A 15,359-nucleotide genomic window follows, 5' to 3' on the forward strand; every position below is an offset into this window, starting at 1 on the left:
TTCAGGGTTGCCGCGTGGGGTACAGCGGCGCCAGCCCAGTGTCGCCGGCCGCCTGCGGGGCCGACCAGTGCGGTCCGTCACGGAAGGCCACCCGCAGGCGCGCCCGCAGCGCGCCCAGTTCGCCCTGCACGCCCCAGCGCGCCTGCTGCAGGTCGCGCAGCACCTGGCGCTGTTCGGCGTCGGCCAGGCGTTCGATCACCTGCTCCAAGCGGTCCACACCGGCCATCGCGCACAGCTGTGCCTCCACCTGGTCAAAGCCGTCGGCATCCAGCGCGCGGCGCAGGTCGGCGGTGCTGCCGCCACCGCGGCGGACCGGTGCTGCCGTGCCCGCCGCGGCACCGGCCGGCGCCGCTGCCCTGCGGCCACGCCGCCAGCCCCACAGCAGGGTCAGCAGCCACAGCACGACCAGCCCCACCACGGCGGCCACCCACGGCCATACCGGTACCGCGCGCGCCGTCGCGGCCAGTGCCGTCTGCGCTGCCGGGGTCGCATCCTGGCCGGGCAAGGCCGATTGCGTGTCGATCGGCTGCGGTGCAGGCACCCCGCCACGCCCGGCGCTGACCGCCAGGCGCAGTTCGGGCAGGCGCGCCTGCTGCGCCGTGCCATTGTCCACGTTCCACCAGGCCACGCTGGGCCCGGGCACCACCAGGTCGCCCGGCGTGCGCGGCACGATCGAATAGCGCCGGGTGATCTTCAGCCGCGGCGTGCTGCCGGTGAAGGTTTCATCGTATTGCGCCGGCTCGGCGAACACCTGCGCCGCATCGCCCAGATCGGGCACCGGCAGGTCGGTGAACTGCGCGCGCGTGGCCCCGTTGGCCACCGCTTCGACCACCACGGTGGCGGCCTCGCCGGTACGCGCGGTGTTCGGCGCACTGGTATAGCGCAGCTGCAGGCCGTGCAACGGCAGCCACGGCTGTGGCGCCTGCGCCGGTTGCTCGCGCACCTGCAGGGTGCGCTCGGGCGCGACGGCATTCATGCGGCCATCGCCGCCGTTGCCGAAGAAATCGTCGAAGAAGCCGCCGGCACTGCGGCCACTGAAGCGTGCGCCCGGCAGGCGCAGCGCACCGCTGCGTTCGGGAATCAGCAGGAAGCGCCGTTCAACCACGTTGTAGCGACGGCCATTGATCTGCCGCACATCGGTGCGGTCCTCGCCCACCCGCTGCAGCGATGCGCCCTGCGGCGTATCGAGCACCAGCTCGCCCGAGGCCAGCTGCGAGGCGAAGTACAGCCGCACCACCACGCCTACGCTCTGCTGTACGTAAGGCGTGTCATCGTCCACCTCGGTTTCGACGAAGGCGGCGGCATGGGTCTGCGCCGTCGCCACCGCCGCGGCGTTCACCTGCAGGGTGAGCGGCACCGTGCGTGCGGCGCCGACCTGCAGGGAAGGCACCTGCAGCACGCCGGTGCGGCGCGGCGTCAGCAGCACCGTGTACACATCGCGGCGCTGCATGCCGCCATTGCTCCACTGCACCTGACGGCTGCTGCTCTGTGCGCCCAGCGCGAAATCGACGTTCAGCGGCGTGTAGTCGGGCGCGCCCTGGTCGGTTTCCACATTCAGGGTGACCGAGTCGCCGGCGGCGATGGTGTCCGGTTCCAGCCATGCACGGGTCTGTGCCATCGCGGCCAGCGGCAGCCACAACAGCCACAGGGCCAGCGCAGGCAACGCCCAACGTTCATGCACGCGTGCCTTGCGCTTCATCGCCCTTCCCTCTTTCTGCGTTCGTTTTCCAACTGGAACTTGGTGCGCAGCAGCGCCCCCGGATCATCGGGAACGCGGCGCATCCACGCTTCCACGGCCTGTTGTTCCTCGCGCTGCTGCGGGGTGCGGCCGTCGGTGCGTGCGGCCACCTTGCCGGCCTGGTCGGCACGCTGCGCCTGCTGCAGGGACTGCTGCATGCGCTGGCGCTGCTGGGCATCGGCCTGCGCCTGCGCCTTGGCGTCGGCGGACTGTGGCGGTTGCTGCGAATCGCCCGCGCCCGAACCGTCCTGCTGCTCACCCGGCTTGCCGTCCTGCGGACGTTGCGGTTGGCCCTGCTGGCCTTGTTGACCCTGCTGCCCTTGTTGACCCTGACCCTGCTGGCCCTGCGACGGCTTGGGCTGCTGCGATGGGTTCTGCGACTTCGGCGGCTGTTTGCCCTGCCCTTCGTTCTTGCCCGGTGGCGGCTTGCGCTTGCGCGCGGCATCGACCACCGCGCGGTTGGCCACGGCATCGGCCATGCCCGGGTGCCTGGCCAGCGCCTTGTCATAGGCGGCGATGGCGCCGTCATAGTCGCCCTGGCGTGCCAGCGCGTTACCCAGGTTGTACCAGCCGGCATCGCTGTCGATGCCTTCGAACTTCTGTCGGGCCGCCGCGAAATCGCCGTTGTGGTACGCCTGCACGCCTTCGGCCAGGCGCTCGTGTTCGCGCTGGTCACCGCGTTGCCACAGCGTACCGTGCGCTGGGCTGGTGGCCGCGGCTGGCGGCGCGGCCTGCACCTGCCCGCTCAGCGGCAACAGGCCCACGGCCAGCACGGCGGCCAGCAGCGCGCGGCGACGGAACGCCAGCAGCGCCAGCAGCATCACCGGCGGCAGCAGCCAGTAGCCTTCGTCCTGCCACTGCCGGCTCTGGCCGGGACGCGCCTGTGCCTGCGCGCCACTGCCGTCCAACACATCCAGCGCCTGCAGGTCGCGATCATCGGCGGCAATGCGCTGGTAGCGACCGCCGCCGGCCGTGGCCACTGCGCGCAGCCCGGTTTCGTCCAACGCGGCCTGCGCGATCTGGCCGCTGCTGTCGCGGTAAGCGGCACCGGCGGGCGTGCCCAGGCCCAGCACCGACACCTGCAGGCCGAGTGCGCGCGCCTGCGCCGCAGCCAGTGCTGTTTCGCCGTTGGCCTGGTCACTGATCAGCAGGATGCGCCCGCGCAGCGCACCGGTCTGCCGCAGCAACTGCGTGGCCCAATCGATGCCGCGGTCGGCACGCTGGCCATCACGCGGCATCACATCCGGCGCCAGCGCGTCCAGGTACAGCGCCACGTTGGCCACATCGTCGGTCAACGGCGCCACCGTATAGGCATCGTCGGCGTAGACCACCAGGCCCACCTGCCCGCCCTGACGCGCCCGCAGCAGACCGCCGATCTTGGCCCGTGCCTGCAGCAGGCGCGACGGCGGCAGGTCGGTCGCGGTGATGCGGCTGGACAGATCCAGCACCACCACCAGAGGCGCGCTGGACTGGAACAAGGGCTGTGCCTGTTGCCGCCAGCTGGGCCCGGCCAGGGCCAGCACGGCCAGCGCCCAGCCCAGCACGATGGCCCACGGCAACCGCCGCCGTCGGCGCCCCTCGGCCGCCAGCAGGTGCGGCAGCAGATGCGCATCCACCGCCTGCCGCCAGCCTTCGCTGCGGCGCTGCCGCCACAGGGCGAAGGCGATGATCACCGGCAGCGCCAGCAACGCCCACAGCCAATCAGGCCGCAGGAAATGCAGCGCGTTCCAGTCCGGCAGGGCCAGCGACAGGGCGATCATCGGCGGCGCTCCGGCCACAGCCAGGCCAGCGAACCCAGCAACAGCGCCAGTGCCAGCGGCCAGGCGTAGCGTTCGTCGCGCGGGCGCGTGCTCGGGCCCTTGCCGGCGATCGGCTCCAGCCGGTCCAGTTCGGCATAGATGCCCACCAGTTCGTCGGTATCGCGCGCACGGAAGAAGCGGCCGCCGGTCTGCTCGGCGATCCGCCGCAGCGTCGCCTCGTCCACCGGGTCGCGATCGGCGGCGATGGGAATGCCGAACAGGCGCATGCTGCCGTCGCCACCGAAGGCCACGGTGTGCACCCGCACGCCTTCGGCCTTGGCCAGCTCGGCCGCGCGCAGCGGTTCCAGCACGCCGGCATTGCTGACACCGTCGGTGAGCAGAATCAGCACCCGCTGCCCTTCCGGCTGCGCGCGCAGGCGTTTGACGGCCAGTGCGATGGCATCGCCGATGGCCGTCTCGCGGCCGGCCAGGCCGACCACGCTGTCGCGCAGCTGGTCGCGCACGCTTGCCAGATCGGCCGTGATGGGGGTAAGCGTGTACGCGCGGTCGCCGAACACCAGCAGGCCGACGCGGTCGCCGGCACGGCGGTCCAGGAAGTCGGCCAGCACCGCCTTGGCAGCGGTCAGGCGTTCCACCGCCTGCGGGCCCAGCACCATGTCCGGTTCGCTCATGCTGCCGGATACGTCCATGGCCAGCATCATCTGCCGGCCTTGCTGCGGCGGGGTGATGGCTTCGCCCAGCTGCTGCGGGCGGGCCATCGCCACGCACAACGCGGCCCAGCCCAGCCACAACAGCAGGGTGCGCAGCCACGACGCATCCACCCGCCCTCCGCCGGCCAGAGCCTGCAGTTCGGCGGCGGCATACGGCACGCGCAGCGCCGCGCCCGGCAATGCGCGGCGCGGCCAGAAATGCATCAGCAGCGGCAGCGGCAGTGCCAGCAACGCCAGCGGCCACGCCAGCTGCAGATCCGGCCAGGGCCAGTAGGAGGCCAGCAGGTTCATCGGCGGCGCTCCTGCAGCAGCTGCAGATAGCGCTGCCGCGCCCACGTGCGAATGTCGTCCAGCTGCGAGGTTTCCATCTGCGGGCGGTACGGGCCTTCGGTCAGCAGGGTGCGCTGCGCATCAGGCAACGCGTCCTGCGGATCGATGCGCGCCCACCAGGCCGCATCCTGCAGCGCTTCGCTGCCCGGTTGCGCCTGGCGTGCCGCACGCCGCAACAGACCGGCAATCACCGCCAGCTCGGCCGGACCGGTGCCGGCGGCCCGCAGCTCCTGGTCGAAGGCGTGCAACCAGCGCTGGCGGCGACGGCGACGCCGGACCACGATCACCACGATGACCGCCAGCACCAGCACCACGGCGGCGATCACCATCAGCCAACCCGGCGCAGGCGGCCACCAGGCCGGTGCAGGCGGCAGCGCGACGTCGCGCAGCGGCAGCGCGGCGCTCATGCCGGCACCTCGGTGGCCGCCGGGGCCAACCAGGCATCGCTGGCGGCATCGGTCGAGAGCAACTGCACATCGACGCGGCGCGCCACCAGGTGCCGTCGCAGCGCGTCCACCGGCGCGACGAAATGGGCATGCCAGTGCGCCTGCACATCGCTGCGGCGCAGGTCCAGACTGACCCGCTGCTGTGGCGAGAGGAACTGCAGCGCGGCCGATGGCGGCTGCATTTCCAGCGGATCCACCAGCAGCAGCAGCGTCACGTCGTGGTGTTGCGCCAACGCGCCCCAGCGCGCAGGGGCGATGCGCAGGGCTTGCTGCGGATCGGCCAGCACCAGCAGCCGCGCACCGGGGCGTAGCACGCGGCTGGCGTGGTCCAGCGCGCGCTCCAGGCCCAGATCGTCGGCGGGCGGCTGCGCGTACCAGCGGGTAAGCGCGTCGAGCACGCGCAGCACGCCGCGCGGCCCGCCAGCAGGGGCTACCGGCGGTTCGCGGTCGCTGCCGCGCAACGCCCCGATGCGGTCGCCACGGCGCTGCGCCGACCACGCCGCAATGGCGCCGGCACGCGCGGCCTGCACCGACTTGAAGCGCACGCGGGTGCCGAAGTACAGGGCCGGCGCGGTATCGGCCACGATCAGCGTGACCCGTTCGCGCTCGGCCTGGAACAGCTTGGTATGCGCTCGCCCGCTACGCGCGGTCACCCGCCAGTCGATATGGCGCGCGTCATCACCGGCCACGTACTCGCGCGATTCGGCGTATTCCATGCCTCGGCCGCGCAGCGGCGACGGTGCCTGACCGGCAAGGCCGGTGCGACCGCGACGCGGTGCCGGCGGGCGCTGCGCCAGGCCACGCAGGGCCACCAGTTCGGCCAACTGCGGTCGCAGGCCGTCACCGGCGCTGGGCGTGGAATGATCGGTCATGCGCAGGCTCAGGGCGCGGGCACGCGGGCCAGCAGTTCCTGCACCAGGCGCTCGCCGTCCCAGCCTTCGGCGGTGGCTTCATAGCTGGGCAGCACCCGGTGCCGCAGTACGTCGGCAGCCACCGCCCGCACGTCGTCGGGGGTGACGAAATCGCGACCGGCCAGCCAGGCGCGCGCACGCGCGCAGCGTTCCAGAGCGATGGACCCGCGCGGGCTGGCGCCCCAGGCGATGCGACGGCCCAATGCCGGGTCGTAGCGGCCGGGATCGCGCGAGGCCAGCACCAGTTCCACCAGGTAGCGCTCCAGCGCCGGCGCCATGTGCAGGTCCAGCACCTGGCGGCGCGCATCGAAGACATCCTGCATCGGCAGCTTGTCCGGCGCCGGCGGCGCTTCACCCAGCGCGCCGCGCGCACGTTCGCGCGCCAGTCGCAGGATCTCTGCCTCGGCGGCCTGGTCGGGGTAGCCGATGCGCACGTGCATCAGGAAACGGTCCAGCTGCGCTTCCGGCAGCGGGAAGGTGCCTTCCTGCTCGATCGGGTTCTGCGTGGCCATCACCAGGAACAGCGACGGCAGGGCGTAGGTGTGCCGGCCGACGGTCACCTGGCGTTCGCCCATCGCTTCCAGCAGCGCCGACTGCACCTTGGCCGGGGCACGGTTGATTTCGTCGGCCAGCAGGATCGGATGGAAGATCGGGCCGGGCACGAATTCGAAACGGCCTTCCTGCGGGCGCCAGATCTCGGTGCCGGTCAGATCGGCCGGCAGCAGGTCCGGGGTGAACTGCACGCGCGCGAATTCGGTTTCCAGGCGGGCGGCCAGCGCGCGGATGGCGGTGGTCTTGGCCAGGCCGGGCGCGCCTTCCACCAGCAGATGGCCGTCGGCCAGCAGCGCGATCAACAGCCGCTCGACCAGTGCGGCCTGGCCGACGATCTCCGCCGACAGCGCGTCGCGCAGGGCGGTGAAGGCGGCATGCAGCCGCGAGGTGGCCGGCGCAGGCGGCGGGGAGATGGATTCGGGCATCGGCGGTGGCAGGTTCATGGGGGCCTTTGACCGGCGCAGGACGGCACGGGTTCCCCACATCATCGCAGGCTGGTCCGGGGATTGGATCAAGGATGGATGAACGGCCCTGCACGCAGGGCGTGCATCCACAACGAAAAGGGGCCGCACATGGCGGCCCCTTCTCCTACATCCGGTGGCACCGATCAGCTGCGCTTGGCCACGCGCAGCACCTTCGGGGTCACGAACACCAGCAGTTCCGCCTTGTCCTTGTTGCGGCCGCGCTTCTTGAACAGATTGCCCAGGAACGGCACGTCGCCCAGGAACGGCACCTTGCTGACGCTGTTGCGGTCGGTGAACTCGTACACGCCGCCGATCACCACGGTCTGGCCGTCTTCCACCAGCACGGCGGTGTTGACCTCGCGACGGTTGATGTTCGGCACCTGGCCGTAGCCTTCCAGCACGATGTAGCTTTCGACCTCGTCCTTTTTCACCGCCATGTTCAGGAACACGCGGTTGTCGTCGGTGATGGTCGGGGTGACCTTCAGTTCCAGCACCACTTCCTTGAACTGCACATTCGGCGTGGCTGCAGCACCGACACCACCACCGCTGATGGTGACGTAGCCGATTTCCTTACCCTGCTTGATCAGGGCTTCGCGCTGGTTGGTGGTGACCACGCGCGGGTTGGAAATGACTTCACCACGCGACTCTTCCTGCATGGCCGACAGTTCCACGTCCAGCAGGTAGCCGGCGTTGAGGATCGACAGTGCCAGCGAACCGGGGTTACTGGTAGAGGCCACCGGCAGGTTCCAGTTCAGGCCGCGGGTGATGGACGAACCGACCGCGACAGGACGGGGGCCCACGCTTCCGCCCGCAACCCAGTCACGAACGGCCTTGGCATTGGTTTCCGCTGCGTCAACCTGCGACTTGCGGGTCGCGGCATTGGCATCCAGATCACCACTGAAGTACACGTTGTCGCGGCTGCCGCTGATGCCGAACTTCGCACCCAGTTCGCGGGCGAAGGTATCGGTGGCGATCACGATGCGGCTTTCGATCAGCACCTGGTCGACCGGGCGGTCGATCACCCCGATCAGCTCACGCATGCGCGCGATCTTCTTCGGAATGTCGCTGATCATCAGCGTGTTGGTGCGCTCGTCGGCCACGATGCGGCCGCGCGAGGACAGGAAACCACTCTCTTCCTGCGACGACGAACCGCTGCCACCGCCACCCTGGCCACCGCTGCCGCCGCCGCCGATGCCCTTGGCTTCGGTCAGCGCTTTGAATATCTGCGTGGCGCTGTGGTAGTTGATCTGCACGTAATCGGTCACCAAGTCTTCGCGGTTCTCGATCGCAATGCGCGCGTCTTCCTTTTCCTGCTCGAACTTGGCCAGTTCAGCCTGCGGCGCAACCCAGATCACGCTGCCGTCGCGACGCTTGTCCAGGCCCTTGGCACGCAGCACGATGTCCAGTGCCTGGTCCCACGGCACGTTGACCAGGCGCAGGGTCACGTTGCCCTGCACCGAATCGGACGCCACGATATTCAGGTTCGATTCGTCGCTGATCAACTGCAGGACGGTACGAACCGGAATGTCCTGGAAGTTGAAGGTGACCGGCTTGCCGCTGTAGCCGCGCTGCGGCACGCCCTTGGCGGCCTGGCTGACGCTGCCGGCGGTGACCGCACCCACCGCGGCCGGGGCCTTGCGCGGGGTGATCTCGACCACGTATTCGTTGCCGCTCTGGTAGGCCAGCGATTCGACCGCACCACCGGTGCTGAGCACCAGCTGGGTGCCGGCACCGGACGGCTTGGCGTCGATGCGCTGCACCGGCGTGGCAAAGTCGGTCACGTTCATCGGCTTCTGCAGGTTCGCCGGCAGGCGTGCGTTGCCCACGTCCACGATCACGCTGTTGTCCTGCGTGCGCAGATCCGGGATGGCGCCCTGGCCGTCGAACTGCACGATCAGGCGGCCGCTGCCGTCATCGCCGCGCTTGAAGTCGATGCGCGACACCGCCAGGCTGGCCGGCGCGGTGGCCGGTGCAGCAGCGGTGGTGCTGGCCGGCTTTGCAGCCGGTGCGGCAGCCAGCGCCGGAGCGCAGGCCAGCATCAACGCGACTCCCAGCGCGCCGATGCGGTTCAAGGTAGAGCGCCGGATGGGTCGCAGCCCCTTGGCTTGGTGAAAAGTCATCGTGCTATCCCCAGTAAACGATCATTGATCTTCCAGCGCGAGCGTAGCCGGACGTTCCAGCCAGCCACCCGCGCCATCCGGCACCAGTTCGATCAGCTCCACGCGGTCTTCGAAGACCGCGGTGACCCGCCCGTCGCTCTGCCCCAGGTAACCGCCCGGGCGTACCCGGTAGGTCACCTTGTCCGGCCCCATCACCAGCGCGACGGTACCGCCGCCGGTGCCGATGGTGCCGACCATGTCCAGTGCATCCAGCGGGAACCCTTCCAGGGGTTCCTTGCGCCGGTTCGGATCCGGGCGCAATCCGCCAGTCCCCTGCTGCGGATTGGTCCAGGCATCGGTGAACGGATCGCGCATGCCCTGCGCGGAATACTCGAAGGTCTCGAACTGCTGCATGACGGGCAGCGGCTCCAGCGGCTGCGCCGGTCGGGCGCGTTCGCTCTCGACCCACTTCTCAAGGTTGGGGGCATCGCCCGGCGTGCTGGTCACACCGCGGCCGCAGGCGGCCAGCAGCAGTACCGCCATCGCCATGCCACCCCGTGCAATGAAGGAACGGATCACTTCTGCGCCTCCTTGCCTGCTTCGCCTGCCTCAGCCTTCTGCTGTTCCGCCACCTCGGTTTCATCCAGGTAACGGTAGGTCTTGACCGTACCGGACAGCACCAGCGCACCGGCGCGGATGTTGCCGTTGGTCTTGTCGGCCGGCTTCAGGTTGATGTCGTGCATGGTCAGGATGACCACGCGCGGCAGCGAGGCCACGCCGCTGACGAACGCACCGAACTGGTGGTAGCTGCCCACCATGCTCAGCTTGATCGGCTTTTCGGCGTAGAACTCCTTGACCTGCTCTTCTTCCGGCTCGAACAGCTGGTTGGCCAGGCCGCTGGACAGCGCGGTCTGCGAGATGTCGATGATCAGATCGGGCATCTCGGTCTTGCTGGGCAGCTGGCGCAGCATCTGCTGCAGCACCTGCTCCATCTGTGCCAGCTGCTGCTTCAGCGGTTCCAGGTTGACCGCGCGTTCCTGTTCCTTGGTGAATTCCTGGCGCAGGGTGGTTTCCTGGCTTTCCAGGGTCTGCAGCTCTTCACGCTTGCCGCTGATCAGCAGCATCCACAGCACGAAGATGATGACCAGGGCGATCAGCGAGCAGAAGACAATCTTGGCGTTGCGCGGCCAGTTGCCGATGTCGTTGAAATCCAGGTTCTTCAGTTCGACTTTCTTGCTCATGCGCGGTCCCCCTGCGGCAGGGCATGGAAGGCCTGCGGCGGCTGGGCCAGGCGGCTACCCTCGTTCTTCGGTGCGGCGGCCGGCGGTGCCGGTTGCGCTGCGGGGGTGGCCGGTGCGGCCGGGGCCTGCGGTGCAGGCGCCGGTGCGCTGCCCGGGGCCGGTGCATTGGCCGGCGCCGGGGCTGCGCCCGGTGCGGCCGGAGCAACCGGTGCCGCGGCATCCGGGCCCGCACTGAGCGGGGCCACGGTGGGCGCGGCCGGTGCGCCGGTTGCCACGCTGCCGTCGGCGTTCAGGCCCGGAGTGGTCGACTCCTCGCTCTGTGCCGGCAGCTTCACCGTCACCTTGAACACATACGGCAGGGCCTTGATGTCAGCCACCGGACCCACCGGTGCGGCGTCCTTGTCTTTCTCAGGCTCGCTGGCCTTGATGATCGACAGTTCCGGGTTGGTCATCCAGCCGGACACTTCCAGGTTGCGCATGTAGGCGGACACGCGCGCGTTGGACTGCGTGCGGCCTTCCAGGGTAAGGGTGTCGCCATCCTGCTGCAGGGCGGTCAGTACCACGCCATCGGGAATGGTGCGCACCAGGGCGTCGAACAGGTGAACCATCTGCGAGCGCTTGGCCTGCAGCTGTTCGATTACCGCCTTGCGGGCCAGCAGACGGTTCTTCTGCTCGTCCAAGCGGTCGATCTCGGCGTTCTGCGCCTTCACCTTGGTGATCTCGGCCTGCAGGTAGGCATTGCGGTCCATCTGGCCGCTCACCTGCATGTCGTAGTAGAACCACACCAGCAGCGACAGCAGCACGCCGCCGAGTGCGGCCATGCCCAGCATGACCCCGAACTCGCGCTGGCGTTGCTTGCGCCGCTCGGCGCGCCAGGGCAATAGATTGATGCGTGCCATCAGTCGAAGCTCCTCAGTGCCAGACCGGTGGCGATCATCAGCGCCGGGGCATCCTGGGCCAGCGCCTGGGCCTGTACCTTCGGGCCCAGGGTCATCTGTGCCAGCGGGTTGGCGACCACAGTCGGCACGCCCAGCTGTTCTTCGACCATTTCCGGCAGGCCTGCCAGCGCAGCGCAGCCGCCGGCCAGCACGATGTGATCAACCCGGTTGAATTCGCTGCCCGCGTAGAAGAACTGCAGCAGGCGGCTGATCTGCTGCACCGTGGCTTCCTTGAACGGTTCCAGCACTTCCATTTCGTAGCTTTCCGGCAGCCCGCCCTGGCGCTTGGCCAGACCGGCTTCCTCGTAGCTCAGGCCGTAGCGGCGCATGATCTCGTCGGTCAGCTGCTTGCCGCCGAACACCTGTTCGCGGCTGTACAGGCTGCGGCCACCGCGCAGGACGTTCAGGGTGGTCATGGTGGCGCCGATGTCCACCAGGGCCACCACGCCATCGCTGGACACCGGCAGTTCGCTGGCCACCAGGGCGAAGGCGTTCTCGACCGCGAAGGCCTCCACGTCCATCACCTTGGCCTGCAGGCCGCCCAGTTCCAGCGCCGACTGGCGCAGTTCCACGTTCTCGGATCGCGACGCGGCCAGCAGCACCTGGACCATTTCCGGGTTGTTCGGGATCGCCCCGATCACCTCGAAGTCCAGGTTCACTTCCTCGATCGGGTACGGAATGTAGTTGACCGCTTCCAGCTCGATCTGGGCTTCCATGTCGTTTTCGTCCAGATCGGCGGGCATCGGGATCACCTTGGTGATCACTGCCGATCCGGCCACGGCAGCGGCGGCCAGCTTGGCCTTGCTGCCGGAGCGGTTCATCGCGCGGCGGATGGCCTCACCCACGGCCTCCACTTCCACGATGTTCTTCTCCACCACCGCATTCGGCGGAAGAGGTTCCACGGCGTAATGTTCCACGCGGAAACGGCTACCGCTGCGGGAAAGCTGCAAGAGCTTCACCGCAGTCGAACTGATGTCGACGCCTATGAGTGGCGACTGACTTTTTGGGATAAGCCCCACGGTTTCTCCCCTGCCGACGGGCACTTGGACACAAGAACTGTGTCCGCGCATTAATAACGTATTCTTAGCAAATGGCAACCACCCTGCTGTGAAGTCCCTCACAGGTTCACGATGCAGCCCCTGGCGTTTGTCGTTGCGTCCCCTGGTAGCGACCCCAGCCGCCACCGTGCGTAATCTATACTCTGCGACCACGAAATTCGCAATCGGAATCTGAACCCGATGACTCGACTCCGCCGCTGGCTGCGCTGGATCTTCCTTGTTGTACTGGTCCTGGCGCTGGTCGGAGCGGCCGCCGTGGGCGGCCTGTACTACGCTGTGTCCTCCAAGCTTCCCGACGTGCAGACCCTGCGCGACGTGGAAATGCAGGAGCCGATGTACGTCTACGCTGCCGACGGCAAGCTGATGGCGGTGTTCGGCGAGACCCGGCGCACCCCCATCACCATGAAGGACGTGCCGGACAAGCTGAAGAAGGCCTTCCTGGCCACCGAAGACGCCCGCTTCTATGAACACGGCGGCGTGGACTACAAGGGCATCGGCCGTGCGGTGTGGCTGCTGGCCACCACCAACGACAAGCGCGTGCCCGGTGGTTCCACCATCACCCAGCAGGTGGCCCGCCAGTTCTTCCTCAGTTCCGAATACAGCTACACCCGCAAGCTGGCCGAGATCCTGCTGGCCCGCAAGATCGAGTCGGAGCTGAGCAAGGACGAGATCTTCGAGCTGTACCTGAACAAGAGCTTCTTCGGCAACCGCGCCTACGGCGTGGCCGCCGCGGCCGAGTTCTACTACGGCAAGAAGCTGAACGAGCTGGACCTGGATGAAATGGCCTCGCTGGCCGGCATCCCCAAGTTCCCCTCCTCGGGCAACCCGATCTCCAACCCGGAACGTGCCCGCCAGCGCCGCGACAACTACGTGCTGCAGCGCATGGCCGACCTGAAGTTCGTCACCCAGGCCGAGGCCGACGCGGCCAAGGCCGTGCCGATGCACGCCACCGCGCACGAACCGCCGGTGCAGGTGGAAGCGCCCTACGTGGCCGAACTGGTGCGCCAGGAAATGATCGCCCGCTTCGGCGGCGACGTGGTCAACAAGGGGTACCACGTCACCACCACCATCGATGCCACCCTGCAGACCGCGGCCAACCTGGCCGTGCGTGACGGCCTGCTGCTGTACGACCATCGCCACGGCTGGCACGGCGTGGAAAAGCAGGTGACGCTGGGCGCCGGCGACGATGCCGCGGTCCTGGCCGAGCACCTGCGCGGCATGTACGGCCAGGCCGGCCTGCTGCCGGCCATCGTGGCCAGCACCGGCGCCGATGGCAGCGCCACGGTGGTCCTGGCCAACCGCAGCGAGATCGTGCTGCCGGCCGGTGCCGCCAAGTGGACCAACAAGACCCCCGGCAAGCTGGTGCAGCGCGGTGACATCGTGCGCGTGCGTGCCGGCGCCAAGGAAGGCGAGTGGCTGCTGGACCAGATTCCGCGCGGCCAGTCAGCGCTGGTCTCGCTGGACGCCCACAGCGGCGCGCTGAAGGCGCTGGTGGGTGGCTTCAGCTTCTCGGGCAACAAGTTCAACCGTGCCACCCAGGCCCGTCGCCAGCCCGGTTCCAGCTTCAAGCCGTTCGTCTATGCCGCCGCCTTCGACAAGGGCTACAACCCGGCCTCGATCGTGCTGGACGCCCCGGTGGTGTTCCGCGACCGTCGTGGCAAGACCTGGGCGCCGCAGAACGACGGTGGCGGTTTCCGCGGCCCGATGCGTCTGCGTGAAGCGCTGGTGCAGTCGCGCAACCTGGTGTCGGTGCGCCTGCTCGACGGCATGGGCGTGGACTACGCACGCAAGTACATCAGTGAGTTTGGTTTTGCCGAATCGGAGCTGCCGCCGAACCTGTCGATGTCGCTGGGTACCGCCTCGCTCACCCCGCTGTCGGTGGCCCGCGGCTATGCCGTGTTCGCCAACGGCGGCTCGCGCGTGGACACCTGGTTGATCGACCAGGTGAACGACCGCGACGGCAACCTGGTGTTCAAGGAAAACCCGGCGCTGGCCTGCCGCGAGTGCGCCGGCAGCAGCGACCAGCCGGTGAACCAGGTGGTGGACGGCTTCAACTTCGGTGCCCCGGCGCCGAAGGTGGACCCGACCGCTGCCGCCAAGCCGGCCACCGAAACCCCGGCCGCGCCGGCCAACCCGGATGCCCGCACCGCCCCGCGTGCGATCGATGCCCGCACCGCCTACCAGCTGGTGTCGATGATGCGCGACGTCGTGCAGCGCGGCACCGGCACCGCCGCCAAGGTGCTGGGCCGTGAGGACGTGGGTGGCAAGACCGGTTCCACCAACGACCACCGCGACGCCTGGTTCTCCGGCTTCGGCGGTCCCTACGCCACCACCGTCTGGGTGGGCCGCGACGACTTCCGTTCGCTGGGCTACCGCGAGTACGGCGGCAAGGCCGCCCTGCCGATCTGGATCGACTACATGCGCGTTGCGCTGAAGGACACCCCGATCGCCCAGAACGAGCCGCCGGCGGGCATGGTGCAGACCACGTTGAACGGTGCCACCGAGTGGGTGAAGGTGGAAGACATGGACCGCCTGACCGACTACGACCTGGACCTGCAGAGCACCCCGCAGGCCGACGCCGCCGCGTTCGATATCTTCTAAGGAAGGCATGGGTGGGAGCCAACCGTTGGTTGGCTCTGCGTGCCGACCAAGGTCGGCACCTACCAGAGCAAGGTAGCGGGCCAACCTTGGTTGGCCCCACACAGTCCGGTAGCGGGCCAACCTCGGTTGGCCCCACACAGCCCGGTAGCGGGCCAACCTTGGTTGGCCCCACGCAGTCCGGTAGCGGGCCAACCTTGGTTGGCCCCACGCAGTCCGGTAGCGGGCCAACCTTGGTTGGCCCCATGCAGCCCGGTAGCGGGCCAACCTTGGTTGGCCCCATGCAGCCCGGTAGCGGGCCAACCTTGGTTGGCCCCATGCAGCCCGGTAGCGGGCCAACCTTGGTTGGCCCCATGCAGCCCGGTAGCGGGCCAACCTTGGTTGGCCCCATGCAGCCCGGTAGCGGGCCAACCTTGGTTGGCCCCATGCAGCCCGGTAGCGGGCCAACCTTGGTTGGCCCCATGCAGCCCGGTAGCGGGCCAACCTTGGTTGGCCCTTCGTGCCGACCAAGGTC

Annotated in this window: 12 protein-coding genes; 1 reads left to right on the plus strand and 11 read right to left on the minus strand. The window is 68.8% G+C overall.

Going from position 1 to position 15,359, the window contains the following annotated elements:
• Position 1 precedes the first annotated feature (1 nt).
• The 11 genes from C1930_RS15990 to C1930_RS16040 all read right to left on the minus strand — a co-directional run bounded on the left by C1930_RS15990 (position 2) and on the right by C1930_RS16040 (position 12,208).
• The gene (locus C1930_RS15990; RefSeq protein ID WP_108772176.1) at positions 2 to 1,699 is read right to left on the minus strand and encodes a BatD family protein; all 1,698 of its coding nucleotides are present in this window, start codon (positions 1,697 to 1,699) and stop codon (positions 2 to 4) included.
• Positions 1,696 to 3,498 (minus strand): VWA domain-containing protein, encoded by a 1,803-nt coding sequence (locus C1930_RS15995; protein ID WP_108772177.1) that lies wholly within the window; start codon positions 3,496 to 3,498, stop codon positions 1,696 to 1,698. Before C1930_RS15995 ends, C1930_RS15990 begins: the two co-directional genes overlap by 4 nt.
• Complete coding sequence (locus C1930_RS16000; RefSeq protein ID WP_108750954.1) at positions 3,495 to 4,499, minus strand: VWA domain-containing protein; 1,005 nt, start codon at positions 4,497 to 4,499, stop codon at positions 3,495 to 3,497. The genes C1930_RS15995 and C1930_RS16000 overlap by 4 nt, the downstream gene beginning before the upstream one ends.
• Positions 4,496 to 4,945 carry a DUF4381 family protein gene (locus C1930_RS16005; RefSeq protein ID WP_108757051.1) on the minus strand — a complete coding sequence of 150 codons (450 nt, stop codon included), beginning with the start codon at positions 4,943 to 4,945 and terminating at the stop codon, positions 4,496 to 4,498. Before C1930_RS16005 ends, C1930_RS16000 begins: the two co-directional genes overlap by 4 nt.
• Positions 4,942 to 5,856, minus strand: coding sequence for a DUF58 domain-containing protein (locus tag C1930_RS16010; RefSeq protein ID WP_108757052.1), 915 nt, complete (start codon positions 5,854 to 5,856; stop codon positions 4,942 to 4,944). The genes C1930_RS16005 and C1930_RS16010 overlap by 4 nt, the downstream gene beginning before the upstream one ends.
• A gap of 8 nt (positions 5,857 to 5,864) precedes the next feature.
• Entirely contained in the window at positions 5,865 to 6,890 is a 1,026-nt protein-coding gene (locus C1930_RS16015) for a MoxR family ATPase (protein WP_108757053.1), read from the minus strand.
• Positions 6,891 to 7,054: 164 nt separating this feature from the next.
• Complete coding sequence (locus tag C1930_RS16020; RefSeq protein ID WP_108772178.1) at positions 7,055 to 9,031, minus strand: type IV pilus secretin PilQ family protein; 1,977 nt, start codon at positions 9,029 to 9,031, stop codon at positions 7,055 to 7,057.
• Between the two features lie 21 nt (positions 9,032 to 9,052).
• Positions 9,053 to 9,589: a pilus assembly protein PilP gene (locus tag C1930_RS16025; protein WP_199911376.1), complete on the minus strand. Its 537-nt coding sequence runs from the start codon at positions 9,587 to 9,589 to the stop codon at positions 9,053 to 9,055.
• Positions 9,586 to 10,251, minus strand: a complete 666-nt coding sequence (gene pilO, locus C1930_RS16030; RefSeq protein ID WP_108757055.1) for a type 4a pilus biogenesis protein PilO — start codon at positions 10,249 to 10,251, stop codon at positions 9,586 to 9,588. Before pilO ends, C1930_RS16025 begins: the two co-directional genes overlap by 4 nt.
• Positions 10,248 to 11,150 carry a PilN domain-containing protein gene (locus C1930_RS16035; protein WP_108772179.1) on the minus strand — a complete coding sequence of 301 codons (903 nt, stop codon included), beginning with the start codon at positions 11,148 to 11,150 and terminating at the stop codon, positions 10,248 to 10,250. The genes pilO and C1930_RS16035 overlap by 4 nt, the downstream gene beginning before the upstream one ends.
• Positions 11,150 to 12,208, minus strand: coding sequence for a pilus assembly protein PilM (locus C1930_RS16040; RefSeq protein WP_108754021.1), 1,059 nt, complete (start codon positions 12,206 to 12,208; stop codon positions 11,150 to 11,152). The genes C1930_RS16035 and C1930_RS16040 overlap by 1 nt, the downstream gene beginning before the upstream one ends.
• Positions 12,209 to 12,427: 219 nt before the next feature.
• Here C1930_RS16040 and C1930_RS16045 point away from each other — a divergent pair, with 219 nt between their 5' ends.
• Positions 12,428 to 14,848 (plus strand): penicillin-binding protein 1A, encoded by a 2,421-nt coding sequence (locus tag C1930_RS16045; protein ID WP_108772180.1) that lies wholly within the window; start codon positions 12,428 to 12,430, stop codon positions 14,846 to 14,848.
• The last annotated feature ends 511 nt before the right edge of the window (positions 14,849 to 15,359 follow it).

It is taken from the genome of Stenotrophomonas sp. SAU14A_NAIMI4_8 (assembly GCF_003086695.1).
Lineage (GTDB): Bacteria > Pseudomonadota > Gammaproteobacteria > Xanthomonadales > Xanthomonadaceae > Stenotrophomonas.

Bases quoted from the DNA above. Each gene is read 5' to 3' on its own strand.
- C1930_RS15990 (WP_108772176.1), bottom strand. From the start codon at position 1,699: ATGAAGCGCAAGGCACGCGTGCATGAACGTTGGGCGTTGCCTGCGCTG.
- C1930_RS15995 (WP_108772177.1), bottom strand. From the start codon at position 3,498: ATGATCGCCCTGTCGCTGGCCCTGCCGGACTGGAACGCGCTGCATTTC.
- C1930_RS16000 (WP_108750954.1), bottom strand. From the start codon at position 4,499: ATGAACCTGCTGGCCTCCTACTGGCCCTGGCCGGATCTGCAGCTGGCG.
- C1930_RS16005 (WP_108757051.1), bottom strand. From the start codon at position 4,945: ATGAGCGCCGCGCTGCCGCTGCGCGACGTCGCGCTGCCGCCTGCACCG.
- C1930_RS16010 (WP_108757052.1), bottom strand. From the start codon at position 5,856: ATGACCGATCATTCCACGCCCAGCGCCGGTGACGGCCTGCGACCGCAG.
- C1930_RS16015 (WP_108757053.1), bottom strand. From the start codon at position 6,890: ATGAACCTGCCACCGCCGATGCCCGAATCCATCTCCCCGCCGCCTGCG.
- C1930_RS16020 (WP_108772178.1), bottom strand. From the start codon at position 9,031: ATGACTTTTCACCAAGCCAAGGGGCTGCGACCCATCCGGCGCTCTACC.
- pilO (WP_108757055.1), bottom strand. From the start codon at position 10,251: ATGAGCAAGAAAGTCGAACTGAAGAACCTGGATTTCAACGACATCGGC.
- C1930_RS16035 (WP_108772179.1), bottom strand. From the start codon at position 11,150: ATGGCACGCATCAATCTATTGCCCTGGCGCGCCGAGCGGCGCAAGCAA.
- C1930_RS16045 (WP_108772180.1), top strand. From the start codon at position 12,428: ATGACTCGACTCCGCCGCTGGCTGCGCTGGATCTTCCTTGTTGTACTG.